The following is a 16,985-nucleotide window of genomic DNA, read 5'->3' as shown; positions in this document are numbered from 1 at the left end:
ATGCTATTGCTGGGGGATTCTTATTATTGGACGCGTCATGCACTGCATCAGCATCTGGAAGCTATCGGGCTCCGATCGGGCGATGCCGTTATGGTTCACGCAGGCTTACGTTCAGTAGGGTTTATGCTCAATGGCCCGGATGCCCTCATTGGCGCTATTCTGGACGTGATTAGCCCTACGGGAACACTTCTCTGCTACGTCAACTGGGACCAGCAGTATGAAGATGCGCTGGATGAGCAGGGGTACCTGCCAGCGGAGCTGAAATCAGCGATTCCCCCATTTAACCCCCTGACCTCCCGGGCCAGCAAAGACCACGGCGCTTTTGCCGAGTTTGTGCGCACAACGCCCGGTGCCCGGAGAAGCCTCAATCCTGGCGCTTCGGTCGTCGCCATCGGGCACCGGGCCGAGTGGTTTACAGCGCCCCACCCACTCGATTATGGCTATGGCCCGGACTCACCTTTTGCCAGACTTGTTGCGGAAGACGGTAAAATTCTGATGATCGGTGCACCGCTGGACACGATCAGTATTCTCCACCATGCCGAGCATCTGGCGCAACTACCGGGAAAACGAGTTCGCCGGATGGAGGTGCCCCTGCTGGTAAACGGCCGCGTTGACTGGCGTTTGATTGAGGAGTTCGATACCGTCGATCCAGTAGTGGCCGGATTGGACGACGATTATTTCGGCACCATCGTTCGGGAATTTCTGGCGGGTGGCGCAGGCCGGCAGGCGCTGGTTGGGGCCGCCCCATCGGTCCTGTTACCCGCTGCGGACATCGTAGCGTTTGCCATCCGGTGGCTGGAACAACAGGCCGGGCCGTTCTCTCACTAAAGGAATGGTCTACCAAACATCTGGAACCGGTGTTTGTATATTTGCGTATCAGCCCCTAATCTCTTTACCGTGTTCCTGCATTTGACCGCTGTTGATCAGCAAAGTACTGTTCATGAATTCTCCTGCAACGTTGATCGGCTTGAACTGGGTTTCGATATACTGACTAAAATCGTAGCTAAAGGAGATAAACTGGTGTGGGCCCGGCTCGTTGATGATGGGGACAGTATGGCACTACCCATTGACGCCTTTGATGGTGGCTCTGTGCTGGAACCGATTCGGGCGTTGGAATACGAGTGGAAATCCATCCTGGCCCAATCCTCACCTGCTGTCAAAAACCATCGGACGGACCTGTTGACCCTGACCACGCAGCGACTGGTGGCCTGCGAAGATAAGATTGTTCAGAATAGTCTACTACTGAGCAGTATCGAATCCCTGCTGGTCGAGTCCCGGAAAAGTGACCTACCCCTTGTCCGCAAGCAAGTGCTGGAAAGGAGGCATCAGCGTACACTGATTTTCTTCCAGAGTCAGCTCGACATGGCTCGCATTTCCCGTCAGCGCTTGTTGCAGACGATTGATAGCTTGCAGTAGTCCGCGCATACCCAAACGGACGGGGTTTCCTGACACACGAGAAAATCGACAGGTCTGAACAACTGACCCTTGGTTATTAAACCGACAATCGGCAGGTTGAATGCTTACAGAATTCACGGATTACTGCTTAAGTCCTTCAGGAAAAGCCGGTTAAGCATCCTCCAGAAACTCATCCAGTTCCTGCACCGGTGCAAACAGCAAATGGTATACGGATGAATATACATACTGCATGTAGTAGAAGATTTTTCCCATAGATTACGTATTGATGAATATCCGTAAAGGTAACAGCTAAAACCACAATAGTATATCTATAATCTTAAAAAGTAACAAATAGGTAATACAAAATATAATTTATATAACGCTTATCCCTTCAAACAAGTAAGATTTCCAACATAGTATAAACAAGTAATTTAGGCAAAGCCAACAACAGCATCAATGCTAAGCTAACTGATTTAAAAGCGATTGTAGTAGGTGACCAAGTCGTATCAGCAATAGAGCGACCGGCCAGCCAGGGCGATTTTAGGGATAATCTATATAAGGGTGGTAGCGGTCGAGCGGTCGCTTTATCAGTGACCGAACAACAACGATGCATACAGGCGGCCAAAGCAGTCGGTCTCGAGTTTGCCGGGGTGGACATAATTCGGGAATATGGCAAAGCCCCCACCTTCTATGTGACGGAGATCAACGGCAATCCGGGTACGGGTATTATCGACATTACCGGCTATAACTACTTTGTTGACCTGGTACAACACATCGAAACTAAGAGTGGACAGACAGCACAACCTGCTGTTAGCCAAACGCCAGCGACCACAGATACGCAGGACGAAGCTCGCACTTATCCACCCGATTATATTGCCCTGACGCGAATGGAACAAAACGGCGAAAAAATGACTGGTACGCAAGCGGCCCTGTTAGCCTTTCTTCGTCTACGCTACGGTCGAATCAGAGTTTAAATTAATTTAATTTCCACCAAAACCTATCAATGATTCAACATGGAGGACAAACCAGAATTAACCGGTATAGCTTTATTCAAACACTTATTAGATCGTGACGAAAAAGGTGAGTCAATGAGTAAAGATGAGCGAGAGTGGTTTGAAACACAGAAAAAAGCAAGTTTGAAGTACAGAGGAGAGATCATTAGTGGCGGTCGAAATCGGGATCATTTATACGGTTCACTAGAATGAAAAAGTGATGAGTAAAAAAAGAGAATGATTTAGGGCTGACATATCAACTGTCAATTTTCTAAGTCATTCTCAATTGCTTCATAATCTTCACCCCGAGCTTGTTGTTCATAAGCTTTAGCGACATTGAGGAGTTCATTTGCTACTTTCGGGTATCTATTCATTATACTTTTAGCGTATAATTTGTACCGTTCGGCTAAAGCTTTTTCTTGAGTTCCACCCTCATAAATTGATTTGCTGTACACACCCCTCTTATTGATAATTGCAGTATGAAAACCACTTAGTATCTTTTCATTACCAATCTCCTCAATAATTTTACAAACAGGCTCTTGAGGCCAATAGGCACCATATAAAGGAGATCGGCCAAAAATCGAACCTAACTCATGATCACAACTTCCTAATCTACCTACTGACAAGCACAGTTCTCTAACTTCTTGAACCCACGCTGTCAGAATACCATCGTCAATTATATTTTGGCTATCAGTACCTGGCACTTTACGCCAGGCATATAATAGGGTTATTGCTGTTATAGCTCTATTATTTTTAACATCTTCTCTAATTGACTCTTCAAGTTCTTGATACGGCTCCTCAGGTTTATATTTATATGCAACTAAATCTCTAAAGAAAGAAGGGGATCTTTCTATTTCGCGGAGAAGTATTACTAAGTTCTTTTCAGGATCATTATGTTCCAATGTCCTTACATACAGCCACTCTATACCTCCTTTAACCGTGTCATCTAAATCAGTTCTTTCATGTACTATGCTAACTGCTTCTTCTATATCATACGTACTAATTTTTTTACTTTCCGATTCTGACAACCCTTCAAAAGCCAATTTCTGCAAAATATCTACTATCAATTGGCTTGGCATAACTTCTTTCAATCTGTTACTTATCGTCAGTGCAGTGGCATATCTATTGTACTCTATTAATTTTTTAACACAAAATACAATATCTTCGTCAGATGCACCGAAGAAATGTGGGTTATGGTTCTGCCAAAACTTAGTTTGAATATTCTCCGACAAAGAATTTATAAGACTTATCACTTCCCCCTCTTTTCGAGAAATAGACAGAATAAAAATTGCAATTTTTTCTTCCTGGTTGTCTTGACTCTTTAATTGAATTATAGATTTTTTTATCCAGTCATCATTAAGCAACTTAGACATTTCCTTGACAAAACCTTTTGAAAAATCAACAAGTGACTTATTAGCACTATCAAGTAATAATAAAATACAATTTTCAATAGGTTGCGAATCTAATATATTAGCAAAAGCTTCTCCAGCATACTCTGGCAACTTTACAATATCCACAAATTGCCAAACACCATTTATCCCCATCTTAGTGTAAATAACTTTAAGCGCTTGTACTCTTTCCTGCTTTAATAAATCAAAATATTCTCTATCATTATAAGATTCACTCCTGTGATAGTATTCTATTGTTGTTGGCCAAGAACTTTCAAATAGCCAAGTATATCTGCTCGGATCGTTTGGATCAGATAGACTACTATATAAAGTTTCAAGTTTTTCTATATGCTCAATTGACAAAGCCCAGTTTGTATCCATGAATGCACGACTACGCATTATAGCATCTCTCAAACTTAAATTTATTCTGTATTTAGGGCCTATAAATTCATTACTGTGGCTTAAAGCAAACTGAATAAGCTTTTCTCTTTCAGGGTAGTACAAATGAGTTATTTTATCAAAAAGGTCTGAAAGCTTATCTAAATCACCATCTATCTTAGATAAAAGAACTGTCAAGACTGTATCATAGGATTTGTATAAGTCACTGTAAGTAACAACCTCTGTTTCATATTGGGAGATTTGACGCCATTGATATTTTGTCGTGAACCAGCCAGAGTTGGAGCCTCCTGGTAATAAAGAGATCAGGAGTTGCCATCCAATTTTTGGCTCTCTATTAATTATTGATTCTAAAAGTAAATTTCTCTGATCTAAGTCTGCATTCGTTTGTGGACACCACGGTAAAAATATATGATATAAGCTTAATGATGGTTTATTAGCAATCGTTATACCTGGATCTAATTTTATAAGCTCAATTAGAATTGATACAACTTGGTTTAATAACAAGGGGTCCCATGCCAACATTTCTAGAGCAAACAACAACCAAGTATGCTGGTGGGTTGCAAATAGGTCATTCCCTTTTTTGAATAATGAGGTGAATTTATTCGATTTAGACATTAAAGAACTCCCCAATGATGATAAAAAAACTTTTGGAGATGCTTCAGCTAACAACATTAATATGGGATTGATTGAAAAAATAGTTTCAGCATCGATTTGATGCATAACTTTACTAATAATTTTATCGACCCAATCTTGCTTATCCTCTATACTATCAAGTTGATAAGATTCTCCAAAAACTGCAATCATAATAAGCGATTGACATATCCCTTCTTTAAGCCAATTAGAATATTTAGTTTGACCTCTGTAATATTCTCCTATTCCAAATATTCCTTCATCATTTTTTATCAATACTTCTTTCTCAACGATAGCGCCTAAAACTAATTTTTCAAATTTTATTATATCTGATTTTGTTAAAAATGGAGACAACGCTGACCATGCATCAATTGGTGAAGTTAGTCTCCACTTATCTCCTATTGTTAGAAGAGGTGGATCAGACTCAATTGTCCAAGCTTTTGCAGTCGAAATAAAATCGTCATAATTGGTTCCCGTTAAAACGTTCATCAATTCAACATCACCTAAATATTTTCCATCCCATTTACCTGCCAACAAGATTGGTATCAAATATTTGGATGTTTCTCTTTTTGCCCATTTAGGTTGATTATAGTCGTACTGCAATATTCTTCTAAATACAGATAACACCCTTGCAGATTTTTTTGAAAGTTTTTGTGAATCACTTTCTGAAAAACCCATTTGTTCTAACGCGGACAAAAAACCATCTCGGGCAATTCTAGGCAAAGTTATAGCGTCTGAATTTGTTGTTGACTCTAAACTAAGCGAATTATAGACGTGATTGCTATTCTCTAATGCTTGATTTAAAGCTACAGTTTCTTCAAAATAAGGGATAACAATAAGGTTTGTCTTTGTTTTGGCAATAGCCTTAAAATTCTTTTCATTTTCTACTATTAATGATTTAGAATAAATATATTCTTTCTTTTGTGGAAAGGACTCTATTGCAGCGCATAAAAACGCTAATGACTCTTCTTTAGATGTAGATTTAATTTGTAAAAGGTTAGGTGTTTCATCTAACCAATCTGCTATTTTTTGCACTTGTTCAGTTCGACCTGCTGTAACTAGGCCAGGGGAAATTTTATGTTTAGGATTGCTAATCCATTGATTCCAAAAATCCTCTAGGGCTTCTACACCATCTGGATATATTTCTAAATACTTAGATAGCCATGCACCAACTGCTGGCGCTTGTTCTATCCACTCTTCAAGATATTCGTTATCATAAACTATAATATCTTTCCAGTAATTTTCCCTCTTACGCAACTTTATCCATTTATCCTTATTAGTCCATATATGGGGAGTGACAAATACGAAGGTTGCTTCCTCAGGATTATATCCTAGGGGATTATTTTTTCTCTTATCATAATCTTTGTTTATCTTTTTTTCTACTGTTTTTTCGGTTCCAAACTCCCAAAGTGAAGTTCCAAGTGGAATATATTCTGTTTTAATTGATGAATTTAACACCCCGTCCCAACCACCGTACAACACATTATCGCCCGATGGGAAAAGTATATTATTTATGTTAGAGGAAGTTGCTCTGATCAGTTTGCGTATCAGTAAAGGTAGATTCTCTTGACAGTCACGCGTAGATGACCAATTTTTCAAATCAGTGCTAGTTATCCATCTCATATCTTTATGGTCACTAAATTTAAAAGTGATTTTAAGATGCCACTAAAAAAAAACCCCGAAATTGACTCAATTTCGGGGTTTTTGCGGATTTTGTGGAGACGGAGAGATTCGAACTCTCGTCCAGTCAAGGAACCCGTCGTGCCTTCTACATGCTTAGGTACACTTAGGATTGTCGGGAATCGGCCCGGTGTGTACCAAACCAAGCTTCATCCGTAGGTGCTTGTGTCTTACTCGGCCGTTAACACCATAAACCGAGCCAGCGCTGCGAGTCGATGCCTCCTGATCCAGCCAGCAGCACGTAGGCCGGGGAGACAATGGCTATTGCTTAATCCTCCGGATTAGGCAGCCATGGCGTAGTTATATTCGCCAGTTATTGTTTTGACGATTTGTTTGGGCGGGAAATACCGTCAACTCCCGGCATGCTTACACGCGACCTCAGCAAGCTGTCAATTCCGGTCGTCCCCAAAACTGAAGCGCTTTCGCGTTCTGCATTGATCTAACTTGTTTGAGGGTGCTTTGGTTCGCCGATCGGGTTCCGGAATCGCCTGTTTTTTTAATCATTCGGTCAAACTTATCCATTATCAAATAGTTATACAGTCAGCACGTGCAACAAAATGCCGTTATGGCGATACGTTCATGACGTCCATCTCGTTTGATTCTCTCCTGTATCAGTACCTGACGCCCTTCTTCCAACGTCATCAGTTTTTGTTGCTGCCCGAAAAACGACAGTACCGCAAAACAACCGATACCGGGTTTCAGAGCATCGCCTTCTACCCTACTTTTTACGATAACAAAACACTGCTGGATGTTCAGCTGGGTTGCCGCAATGACCAGGTCGAACAAATTGCCCAGCAGTTTCAGGCCAGCCAGGCCATCAGCAGCCCCGACGCCAATACCCTCACGGCGTCTATCGCTCAGGTAAACGGCTTTTCATCCGTTCAATTCAGCATTCAGTCAGAGCAGGAACTGCTGTTGGTTTGTCATCAGATCGAGCAATTTCTGATTTCCTTCGGCTTCGATTTTCTGGCAACGTCCTGTTCCCTGGCCACCGTCGATCGCCTGTTGAACGGGCAGCCGGACCAGCCCTGTCCGTATGTGTACAACCAGATGCACCGCTGCTACAAAGGACTTATTACGGCCAGTCTGACGCACAACGAGCATTTCGACGAACTGGTCAACACGTATCGGCACGTGTTTGTGCAGCAGACGCAGAATCCCTACGAGCAGGTTCGCTTTGAACGGCTCGTCGCTTTTCTTCACCATTATTCGGCTAATTAGGCGGGAGCCCTTTAGTGACGCCCCTTCGTCACGAACTGCGCAATGGCCGCGCTGAGGCCGGGGGTAATCGGTAATTCAGGCCTGTTATACGTTTTGTAATTTTCCGTCTTGTCGGTTCCTTCCACGTTTTTAAGGATATGGTTCATCTGATCGAACAGCAGCAGCGTCGCATCGGGCCGGGCCGCTTTAAGTCGTTCAGCATCGGCAACAGCTACCTGCAAATCCTGTTTGCCCTGAATGATAAGGACGGCTCCTTTGACCGCTTTGATCACAACGGCAGGGTCGTACTTCATCCACGAGATCAGCCCCGGCTGGGCTCTTGGCGAAAGCTGGGCCTTCAGGATCGGTTTTACGGGATGCACTGTCAGACCTTTCCGCAACGAATCCAGCGCGCCATCAATCTCTGCCTGAAGTTCCTTGGGGTTACCCCCCGAACGGCCCTGCTCTTTCAGGATGTCGGCAATGTTGCGCCCCGCCCCGGCAATGGACACAAATCCATCGGCCTTCGTTTCTTCGGCCGCGAGCATGCCCACCAGAGACCCCTCTGAATGACCGGCGACAATGACTTTCGAAAACCGTTTGTCGGCCTGTAGCTGGCGAATGATCCCGGCCGCATCCGATACATAATGACTGAAGACGAACTCCTCGGGCTTAATGACCATTTGGGCGGCTTTCAGGTTGGTACCGGATCCCCGCTTGTCGTAACGGGCTACGGCAATTCCTTTGGCGGCCAGGCTGTCGGCCAGCATCTTAAGTGCGTTTGTTTTCATTCCGTAGGCACTGTTGCCATCACGGTCTGTCGGGCCGGAGCCGGCAATGAGCAATACCACCGGCACGTTTTTTTTACGGTTGCCGGGCAGGGTCAGCGTGCCGTCGAGTGTTAGTTCGGTTCCGGCGGGGACGGTAATGCGGTACTGCATTGGTTCTTCCGTTTGCGCGAGTGCATTCAGACAGACGGCTAGCAGGGAAATGACGGAAATGGCGAAATGTGTCATCGGGAAAACAGGAAATCAATCCGGGACCCATGCGCCCGGTTTGCCTCGCAAAGGTAGTTCATGGCCTGGCTTTGCTGCGTCTTTTTATGGAGTTACCTTTGTTGACCATACAGCAACCTGCCTGATTTTTGCCCAACGTTTCCAAACCATATTTCGGGCTGTGTGCTTAACTTACCCACCCCCTAACTGCTGATTTTATCATGAAGCCACTTCAAATCCGCCTGGTTACACTCACCGTCCTTGTTCTGGCAACGGCGCTGTTTCGTCTGATGCCTCACTGGCCGAATTTTACGCCCATTGCAGCGCTGGCTCTGTTTGGCGCGGCCACGTTTGAGCGGAAATGGCTGGGGCTGGCGGTTCCTATGGCGGCTATGCTGCTGAGCGACGCGCTTATTGGTTTTCATGGAACCATGGGCGCAGTATACGGCAGCTTTGCCCTGACCTGGGCACTGGGCCTGTGGGCCGTCCGGAAAACAGCGCAGCAACGGCCATCGGCCGGCCGTATTGCGGTGGCTTCCATAGCCTCGTCTGTTCTGTTTTTTCTGATTACCAACTTTTCAGTCTGGTACGGCAGCACCTTTTACCAGCAAACGGCCGCTGGCCTGATGGGCTGCTACGTAGCCGGACTGGCGTTCTACAACGGCACCAACTTTTTTCTGAATGGTCTGGTTGGCGATCTGTTCTTTAATGGTCTCCTGTTCGGAAGCTACTACCTGCTTCAGCAGCGGTTTATGGTGCTTCGGCCAGCACACCGGTAGAGTCGTAACCGGTGTCAGAAGGCTCTTCTTGCGTCGACAAACGTGCCACGGTTTCCTGACGAGACCGTGGCACGCTTATTTTCGGTACTTCCGATCAATCAATTCGGCGACCAGACCCGTCCAGCCCGTTTGGTGACTGGCTCCTACCCCACGGCCATTATCGCCATCGAAGTATTCGTAGAACAGCACATAGTCCCGGAAGTGAGGGTCCTTGTATTTGGCATGCTGACCGAACACTGGGCGATTGCCCTCGGCGTCCTGCGTAAATAGACTGATCAGTCGGTCAGTTAGTTCGTGTGCTGCCGTTTTGAGCGTGATCTGCCGACCCGATCCAATCGGGTATTCGACGGTGAAGCTATCGCCAAAATAATGGTAGAACCGGTCCAGGCTTTCGACCAGCAGGTAATTGACCGGCATCCAGACTGGCCCACGCCAGTTGCTGTTCCCCCCAAACATACCGCTATCGCTTTCGGCGGGGGTGTAGGTGAGCCGGAAAGTCGTGCCGTCGAGCGTGAACTCGTACGGATGGTCTTTGTATACCTTCGATACGGCCCGAATACCGTGGGGACTCAAAAACTCCTGCTCGTCCAATACCTTCGACAGGAGGGCTTTCAGACGAAATCCGCGCAGCAGGCTCAGTAATCGTTTCTGGTCGACACCTTTTTCCGTGTAGCGCGATACCTGGTTGTATAAATCGGGACGGTGCCCCTGAAACCAAGCCATTCGGCTGGCAAAGGACGGATTTGCCTGCAACAGCTCATCGTCCAGTACCTCAACCGCAAACATCGGGATCAGGCCAACCAAGGTGCGAACCCGCAACCGCTGCACAGTGCCATCGTCCATGCGCAACTGGTCGTAGAAGAACGCATCCTCTTCGTCCCACAACCCGATGTTGCTATGGCCGATGTTGGTGATGGCCCCGGCGATGTACAGGAAATGGTCGAAAAACTTGGTTGCCATCTCGTCATACACCGAGTCGTGGCGGGCCAGCTCAAGCGCGATCCGCATCATGTTGAGGGCGTACATAGCCATCCAGCTGGTTCCGTCGGCCTGCTCCAGATGGCTGTCGCCGGGAAAGATCGTGTTCCGATCGAAAACACCGATGTTATCCAGCCCCAGAAAGCCGCCTTCGAAAATGTTGTTTCCGGATTCATCTTTCCGATTCACCCACCAGGTGAAGTTGAGCATCAGCTTGTGGAAAATACCGCGCAGAAACGTCAGGTCTTCCTCGCCCGCCAATCCAGGCCGGGCCTCGCCAGGCCGGGCCGGTTTTCGTTCCAGCTCAAGATGATAAATACGCCAGGCGGCCCAGGCCTGCACGGGTGGGTTCACGTCGGAGAAGTTCCACTCATAAGCAGGCAGTTGACCGTTGGGGTGCATGAACCACTCATTGGTGAGCATCATCAATTGCTGCTTGGCAAAACCGGGGTCGATCAGGGAGAAGGTTACACAATGAAAAGCCCAGTCCCAGGCCGCGTACCAGGGGTACTCCCACTTATCGGGCATGGATATAACGCCTGCGTTGATTAGCTGAAGCCAGGTGTGGTTGCGGCCGTGGATCCGCTCGGGGGGCGGAGGTGGACTGTTCTCGTCGCCGGCAAGCCAGCGCGACACGTCATAGTAGTAATACTGCTTGCTCCAGAGCATACCGGCAAACGCCTGCCGCTGCACCAGCCGCTCATCGGGCGTGGCCTCGCCGGGTTGCACGTCGGCGTAAAACTGGTCTGCTTCTTCTTTTCGCTGGGCAACTACCTGATCAAAATCCTCGAAAGGGTATGCCATTCCCGTACCCGGTTGACCGGGCGCTTCGAGCCGCAATCGAACAACGACCGAGCCGCCGGGCGCAACGGTTAGCTTGTAATGGGCCGCTGCTTTAGTGCCCGTATGTGCCGGATTCACCGTATCGGCCCCGTACAGTACGTGATCGTGAATACCATCTTTTGGATAACGGGAACCCGTATGCGAATTGTACAGGCGGGCCCTGTTCGTTTCGTTTTCACAAAAAAGCCAGTCAGGATCACCGTCGGCATGTACGATGTATCGGCCTAGGGCCGAGTCTTCGACAGACACGGTTTTGTCGGGCTGTAGTACAAGCGAAGGCCGGTAGTTAGGCACCCCGTCGGAGTCATCGCCAAACACCCAGGTGTTCCGGAACCAGATCGTTGGCAGCAGGTGTATAGCCGCGGCTTCCGGACCACGGTTCTGCACGGTTACCGTCATCAGGATATCCTGCGGCCCCGCCTTAGCGTATTCGACAAAAACATCGAAATAGCGATCCGTATCAAACAGCCCCGTATCAAGCAATTCATATTCAGGATCTAACCGACCCCGGCGTCGATTTTCGCGCAGAAGCTGCTCATACGGATAGGCCGCCTGCGGGTACTTGTAAAGCATACGCTGGTACGAATGCGACGGGGTGTTATCCAGGTAATAATAAAGCTCTTTAACGTCTTCCCCATGGTTGCCCTCGGCGTTGGTTAGTCCGAAATACCGCTCTTTCAGAATAGGATCTTTCCCATTCCAGAGCGACAGGGCCAGACAAAGCTGCTGCCTGTCGTCGGAGATACCGGCAATTCCCTCCTCGCCCCACCGAAAGGTGTAGCTGCGGGCCATATCGTGCGTCGTGTAGTTCCAGGCGTCTCCGTTTGCGCTGTAGTCCTCGCGTACGGTTCCCCACTGGCGATCAGACACATAGGGACCCCACTGCCGCCAGGCTGGGTCTTCTAAACGTTGGTGTTCGGTGGTCAAGGAAATGATGAGGGTTTACGATGTATGGTGTATATTGTGGGATGTATGCGGTAAACTATATGATACATGAACTCCAGTAATCCTATATCCTACATCATACATCTCCACCCCTATCCATTGTCAGCGAAGCTCTCCAGAACAGTCATGCCGCCGTCGATGAAGATACTAGCACCCGTAATGTAGTCGGACTGGTCGGAAGCCAGAAAAACCGCCAGATTACCGATATCGGAAGGCTGCCCGATTCGGTTGTATGGAATCAGGGTCATCAGGCTGTTCAGCGCCTGGGACGTTTCCCAGGCCGATTTGTTGATGGGGGTTTGAATGGCACCCGGGCAAATGCTGTTGACCCGAATGTGGCGGTCGCCGTATTCCTGCGCCAGCGATTGCATCAGCAGTTTAACGCCCCCTTTCGAGGCCGCGTAGTTTATGTGCCCGCCCCAGGGAATGGCTTCGTGTACTGAACTCATGCAGATGATTTTTCCGGTTGCCGCCGACACGTCGGGGCGTGGTCCACGACGCAGGAATTCGCGAATGGCGGCCCGGGCACACAGGAACTGGCCAGTCAGGTTGACATTGATAACCGTATTCCACTGCTCTAGCGTCATTTCGTCGAATTTAGCATCGCGCTGCAAGCCCGCGTTGTTGACCAGAATATCGATTGTTCCGTACTGAGCGACAACATCGGCGAAAAACTTGGTTACCTGCTCCTCACTGGTAACATCGCATTGGGCAACGATCCCCGCACCGCCCGCATCCGTTATGTCTTTTAGCACAGCATCGGCAGCGCCTTTACTGCTTTCGCCGGGGTAATTTACCACTACGGTAGCCCCCGCAAGGGCCAGTGATTTGGCGACCCCTGCCCCGATACCACTACTTGCGCCGGTGATGATGGCAATCTGTCCTTTTAATACCTGCTCCATGAATTTCTTATGAGGTTTTACTCTATAAGCGCCTTTCCCCTCCTTTTGTTAGGGTTAGTCGGCAAGGAATCTCGACGGGCTTTACGGGTCAAACCTACACCGTGGCAGGTGGTCATCCAACAAATTAATCAACTGTTAATCCCCCAGAAGGCGTAAAAACTCAGCCTCGTCGCTGCTGCCGTTTTTGTACTATTTTCGGGAAATTGGATTATAAGGCTACAAACTAGACCCAAGTTAAACCAGAGTCCTAAAAATTAGAATTATTAGAAAAATACAATTCATAAGTAAAAAATATGGACTTGTTGTACTTTTCCAACAAACGCCCTAATTTGCTCAGAAGGAATATAATTTTAAAATGAATATTTCGTAAAACACTGGTTCTCAGCAATAGCCCTCTTGCATTAAACAGGGTTCACCCCACACCTTTGTCCCGGTAAAACAAAAATTTCAAACCAATGAAAAAATTCCGTTTAGCAGTAGCTGTTCTTTTATCAGCAATGAGTCTGGCAGGCATGGGAGATGCCAAAGCTGACACAGGATCAGGAATGAATGGTGTGAAAGTTGAGAAGTCCGAGCAAAAGAAAGTACGCATTTATACACAGCCGGGAGCATCGGTTGACGTGGCCTTAGTTGACGCCGACGGCAACGTTCTCTACCGGGGATTGATTTCTAAAAATGCCAAACGGGCTACTTCGTTCAACCTGAATAATTTGCCGGATGGTCAGTATTTTCTGACGGCCAGCAGCAACAACTGGTGGATGTCGCAGGCGTTGACGATCAAAGCCAATGCGCTCAATGTTGACGAACGCAGCCTGCAACAAATGACCGAGCCAACGCTGACGGCTTACGAAAAGAACAAGATTGAAGTAGTTCTGCCTGCCAAGAACATTAACGAAGCAAACGTAGCCATCTACGACGCTCAGAATGTTCTGGTACAGACCGACACCTTCAAAGGTTCGGTTCGTCGCTTCGATTTGTCAGGCCTTCCTGATGGTGCTTATACGTTTGTTGTTGGTCCATCCGAGAAGAAGTTCATTTCTCGCGTAGCGATCCAGCACTAGGCGATTTATCGTGTGGCGTCATTCGCCCCCGGCCCTTCAATACACTTTCTCAACTTACGCGTGGCTACGCTTTTCGGACAAGCTGGCCACCACCAAATTCCGGCCCGCTGCTTTCTCGCGAAACGCAGCGGGCTTTTTGCTTTATTACTACCCGATTGTCTTATTTATTGTCCGTTTGCCAGCTCTCTTAGTCTACTAATTGACTGATTTCAGCGGGCTTGCCCAGTTTCAGTTACTTAATACACTCTTTGTGCCAATACATATTTACACAATGTACATATGCCTAATTAAACAGCGCGCAACGACTCTATATATACACTTATCGTAATAATATGCACTTTTTTTTTGGCCAAACTTTTCCCTAGATCACGGAGAGATGTATATTTGGCAAAATCTATAAACAGTGCACCCATGGTTCCCATAAATGAAAAACTTAAAGCAATATTTATTGCGCTGAAGACCACCCCCCACAAATTCCTGATTGACCATCAGTTCAATCGAATGACTATCTATAACATAGTTGGGGGGAGAACAAAGCCAGGTCTGGAAATATTGGAACGGATTTGCCAGGCAGAACCCAGAATTTCTGCCGAGTACCTGCTTCGGGGAGAAGGCCCCCCCCTGAAAAAGCTCGGAAAAGCGGGTTCGACAAAAACGGACGAGCAAACACGCGGGCGTCGGATTCGCACATCGGCAAGCAGACAGTCCGCTGAAGCCAGTTTAGAACAATCGTTAGAGTCAATACAATAATATGATTCGTACGAACACCCTGTTAGCTGGCGGGGTGTTCGTACGAATGCCCAGAATGATAGACAAACCGATGGGTTATAGAACTGTTCCGTTCCCTCTCATTCGTAAAATCGCCAGTTCTTTCATCTTGCACTCAAAAACGATGTCCACTTCCCTGCCATACGTGTTTACCGGTGTATAGATCCAGTCGGCATGGGCTTCCCGGCGGGCCATTGGGTCTTCGTAGTCCCGGCGGGAATTGGAGAAGTGAAAAGCCGGCCTGACATCCCAGGTATTATACGCCAGGACGAACGCTTCCTCTTCCGTGAGTTGACCCGGATTGAGTGCATGGTGGAAGTAATCGAACACAATGGGAATACCAATGATCTCGTGCAGATAAACCAGGTCCTGCACTGTATACAGGCTTACCCGGTCATCGTTTTCTACGGTGAGCCGGGCGCGCAGGTTCTCGGAGAGTAAATTAAAATTGCGGGCAAACCGCGCTAGTGTCAGGCTTTTGTCCCCGTAAGTGCCCCCCACGTGAAAGTTGATTTTATTCCAGTGCGATGGTGTGAGTCCCATCAGATCAAAAACTTCCGACTGGGCTTCGAGATCTTTGATTGTATTTTCCAGCACTTTCCCCTGCCCCGCCAGCTGATTGAACGGACCCGGATGAGCCGTCAACCGAATCGGTCGGCTTCCAATTTCCTGCAGCGTTTCCCGAATGTCCGTATAGTCAGGTAGTTCCGTAAACCGGTACTCCGACGACCAGGGAAATATATCGGACGAAATGCGGAATAGACGAAACCCGTTTTCTATGTTCCAATCAACGATTGTCAATAAATCCTGAACATTCTTTAACGCCAGCTCCGAAGCGTACGTCAGTCCTCTTTCGGTAAACGTCTTCTTGATCATTCCCCGATTACTGGTGATTTTGTCAGCCTGGAGACTCAGGTTAATGCAGGCGTACCCAGCATTCATTGGTAATTCTTCCATCCAGGCTTAACGTAAATTCCAATAGTCCGGTTTTGGCTTTTTACCGTTAGTTCAAAAGTCGGTGAATCAGACGAAAAAAAGCCGGATGTGACTTATCTTCAGCGGACGGGGCACATGCCCTTTCCAAAAAGCTGATCCAGGTCAGAAAACATATGGAAGATCTTACCCCTGAACAGATCAATGATCTTGCATCGGCTTATAGCAATATGGCTCGTTCGTTAAATGAGTTTCAGGTGATTCATTGGGCCCAATTGACGCATGAGCAGCAGCTGGACCTGAATGCGTACCAAACCAGTTTACTAGACCGCGCGCAGGCGATTCGGATGCGAACAACCCGCCCCGCATTTACGAATGCCAACCAGACGACCAGCCGAATCCTGGAAGGGACTCACAAAGCCCGAATAAGTCTGCAACAACTTGACGATTTGCCGGTTGCGCTAAATGTCGGGGCCATTACCGTGGCTCTTGTCGCCTATGCAGCCCGCGCCAATACCCGTGGTATCGATATAGCGTTGCGTGAACTGGAAAACCTGATCAGGCAGTAGGCCAGCAGGAGCAAAAAAAACCAGTGAAACACATAGCTTATGTATTTCACTGGTTTTATCAAGTACCTTACGCACTTACAAGATCAGTCCTGAAGGCGATTTTACGCCAACCAGTTCAATGTCGAATGTCAGGTCCTGTCCGGCCAGCGGATGATTGGCATCGAGCGTAACGTTCGTGTCCGTCAGCGTCCGAATAATAACCGGAATCGGGCGTGGGTTACCGTCTTCGTGCATATTGAGCGTCGTGCCCACTTCAAGCGGAATATCGGCCGGAATATCAGACCGCTCCAGTGTAAAAATCATATCTTCATTGGCGGGGCCGTATGCATCTTCCACCGGGATATTGATGGTTTTCTTTTCACCCTGGTTCATACCCGTCACACCGTCGTCGAACCCTTTGATAACCTGACCACTGCCAACAGTGAACTCCAGGGGCGATCGGCCTTCTGATGAATCGAATACGGTTCCGTCGCTCAGGGTTCCGGTGTAGTGAACTTGAACGGTATCGCCAGATTTTGCTTGTGCCAT

15 protein-coding genes and 1 other RNA gene are annotated in these 16,985 nt (G+C 47.6%); 9 read left to right on the top strand and 7 right to left on the bottom strand.

What is annotated here, in order from left to right:
• From aac(3) to ACYU87_RS00125, 4 genes are all read left to right on the top strand, one after another.
• On the top strand, positions 1-828 hold the full coding sequence (gene aac(3) / locus ACYU87_RS00140) for an aminoglycoside 3-N-acetyltransferase (RefSeq protein ID WP_461131996.1): 828 nt from the start codon (positions 1-3) through the stop codon (positions 826-828).
• A gap of 69 nt (positions 829-897) precedes the next feature.
• Positions 898-1,416 carry a hypothetical protein gene (locus ACYU87_RS00135; protein ID WP_461131995.1) on the top strand — a complete coding sequence of 173 codons (519 nt, stop codon included), beginning with the start codon at positions 898-900 and terminating at the stop codon, positions 1,414-1,416.
• A 431-nt stretch (positions 1,417-1,847) separates the two neighbouring features.
• Positions 1,848-2,369, top strand: coding sequence for an ATP-grasp domain-containing protein (locus tag ACYU87_RS00130; protein WP_461133603.1), 522 nt, complete (start codon positions 1,848-1,850; stop codon positions 2,367-2,369).
• 39 nt (positions 2,370-2,408) lie between these two features.
• Positions 2,409-2,600 carry a hypothetical protein gene (locus ACYU87_RS00125; RefSeq protein ID WP_461131994.1) on the top strand — a complete coding sequence of 64 codons (192 nt, stop codon included), beginning with the start codon at positions 2,409-2,411 and terminating at the stop codon, positions 2,598-2,600.
• 50 nt (positions 2,601-2,650) lie between these two features.
• Here the strand turns inward: ACYU87_RS00125 and ACYU87_RS00120 are convergent, their stop codons facing one another.
• Positions 2,651-6,427 (bottom strand): hypothetical protein, encoded by a 3,777-nt coding sequence (locus ACYU87_RS00120; protein ID WP_461131993.1) that lies wholly within the window; start codon positions 6,425-6,427, stop codon positions 2,651-2,653.
• 90 nt (positions 6,428-6,517) lie between these two features.
• Positions 6,518-6,891, bottom strand: a transfer-messenger RNA (tmRNA) gene (gene ssrA / locus ACYU87_RS00115).
• 172 nt (positions 6,892-7,063) lie between these two features.
• Here ssrA and ACYU87_RS00110 point away from each other — a divergent pair.
• Entirely contained in the window at positions 7,064-7,705 is a 642-nt protein-coding gene (locus tag ACYU87_RS00110) for a hypothetical protein (protein ID WP_461131992.1), read from the top strand.
• An 11-nt stretch (positions 7,706-7,716) separates the two neighbouring features.
• Here ACYU87_RS00110 and ACYU87_RS00105 read toward each other — a convergent pair whose 3' ends face one another.
• A complete protein-coding gene (locus ACYU87_RS00105; protein ID WP_461131991.1) occupies positions 7,717-8,700 on the bottom strand; it encodes an alpha/beta hydrolase family protein in 984 nt (327 codons plus the stop codon).
• 200 nt (positions 8,701-8,900) lie between these two features.
• Between ACYU87_RS00105 and ACYU87_RS00100 the strand changes: the two genes are divergently transcribed.
• Positions 8,901-9,458 carry a DUF6580 family putative transport protein gene (locus tag ACYU87_RS00100; protein WP_461131990.1) on the top strand — a complete coding sequence of 186 codons (558 nt, stop codon included), beginning with the start codon at positions 8,901-8,903 and terminating at the stop codon, positions 9,456-9,458.
• A gap of 75 nt (positions 9,459-9,533) precedes the next feature.
• On the opposite strand, the gene ACYU87_RS00095 is transcribed toward ACYU87_RS00100, so the two are convergent.
• Both ACYU87_RS00095 and ACYU87_RS00090 read right to left on the bottom strand, forming a co-directional pair.
• Positions 9,534-12,206 (bottom strand): MGH1-like glycoside hydrolase domain-containing protein, encoded by a 2,673-nt coding sequence (locus tag ACYU87_RS00095; protein WP_461131989.1) that lies wholly within the window; start codon positions 12,204-12,206, stop codon positions 9,534-9,536.
• A 110-nt stretch (positions 12,207-12,316) separates the two neighbouring features.
• Positions 12,317-13,126: an SDR family oxidoreductase gene (locus ACYU87_RS00090; RefSeq protein ID WP_461131988.1), complete on the bottom strand. Its 810-nt coding sequence runs from the start codon at positions 13,124-13,126 to the stop codon at positions 12,317-12,319.
• Positions 13,127-13,581: 455 nt separating this feature from the next.
• Between ACYU87_RS00090 and ACYU87_RS00085 the strand changes: the two genes are divergently transcribed.
• The gene (locus ACYU87_RS00085; RefSeq protein WP_461131987.1) at positions 13,582-14,187 is read left to right on the top strand and encodes a T9SS C-terminal target domain-containing protein; all 606 of its coding nucleotides are present in this window, start codon (positions 13,582-13,584) and stop codon (positions 14,185-14,187) included.
• A gap of 411 nt (positions 14,188-14,598) precedes the next feature.
• On the top strand, positions 14,599-14,937 hold the full coding sequence (locus ACYU87_RS00080) for a hypothetical protein (RefSeq protein WP_461131986.1): 339 nt from the start codon (positions 14,599-14,601) through the stop codon (positions 14,935-14,937).
• A 75-nt stretch (positions 14,938-15,012) separates the two neighbouring features.
• Here ACYU87_RS00080 and uvsE read toward each other — a convergent pair whose 3' ends face one another.
• Entirely contained in the window at positions 15,013-15,897 is an 885-nt protein-coding gene (gene uvsE / locus ACYU87_RS00075; protein ID WP_461131985.1) for a UV DNA damage repair endonuclease UvsE, read from the bottom strand.
• A 167-nt stretch (positions 15,898-16,064) separates the two neighbouring features.
• Between uvsE and ACYU87_RS00070 the strand changes: the two genes are divergently transcribed.
• On the top strand, positions 16,065-16,457 hold the full coding sequence (locus ACYU87_RS00070) for a hypothetical protein (RefSeq protein ID WP_461131984.1): 393 nt from the start codon (positions 16,065-16,067) through the stop codon (positions 16,455-16,457).
• A gap of 75 nt (positions 16,458-16,532) precedes the next feature.
• On the opposite strand, the gene ACYU87_RS00065 is transcribed toward ACYU87_RS00070, so the two are convergent.
• Positions 16,533-16,985: an FKBP-type peptidyl-prolyl cis-trans isomerase gene (locus tag ACYU87_RS00065; protein ID WP_461131983.1), complete on the bottom strand. Its 453-nt coding sequence runs from the start codon at positions 16,983-16,985 to the stop codon at positions 16,533-16,535.

Source organism: Spirosoma lituiforme (assembly GCF_054776635.1).
This window is presented reverse-complemented; position numbering and strand designations above follow the sequence as displayed.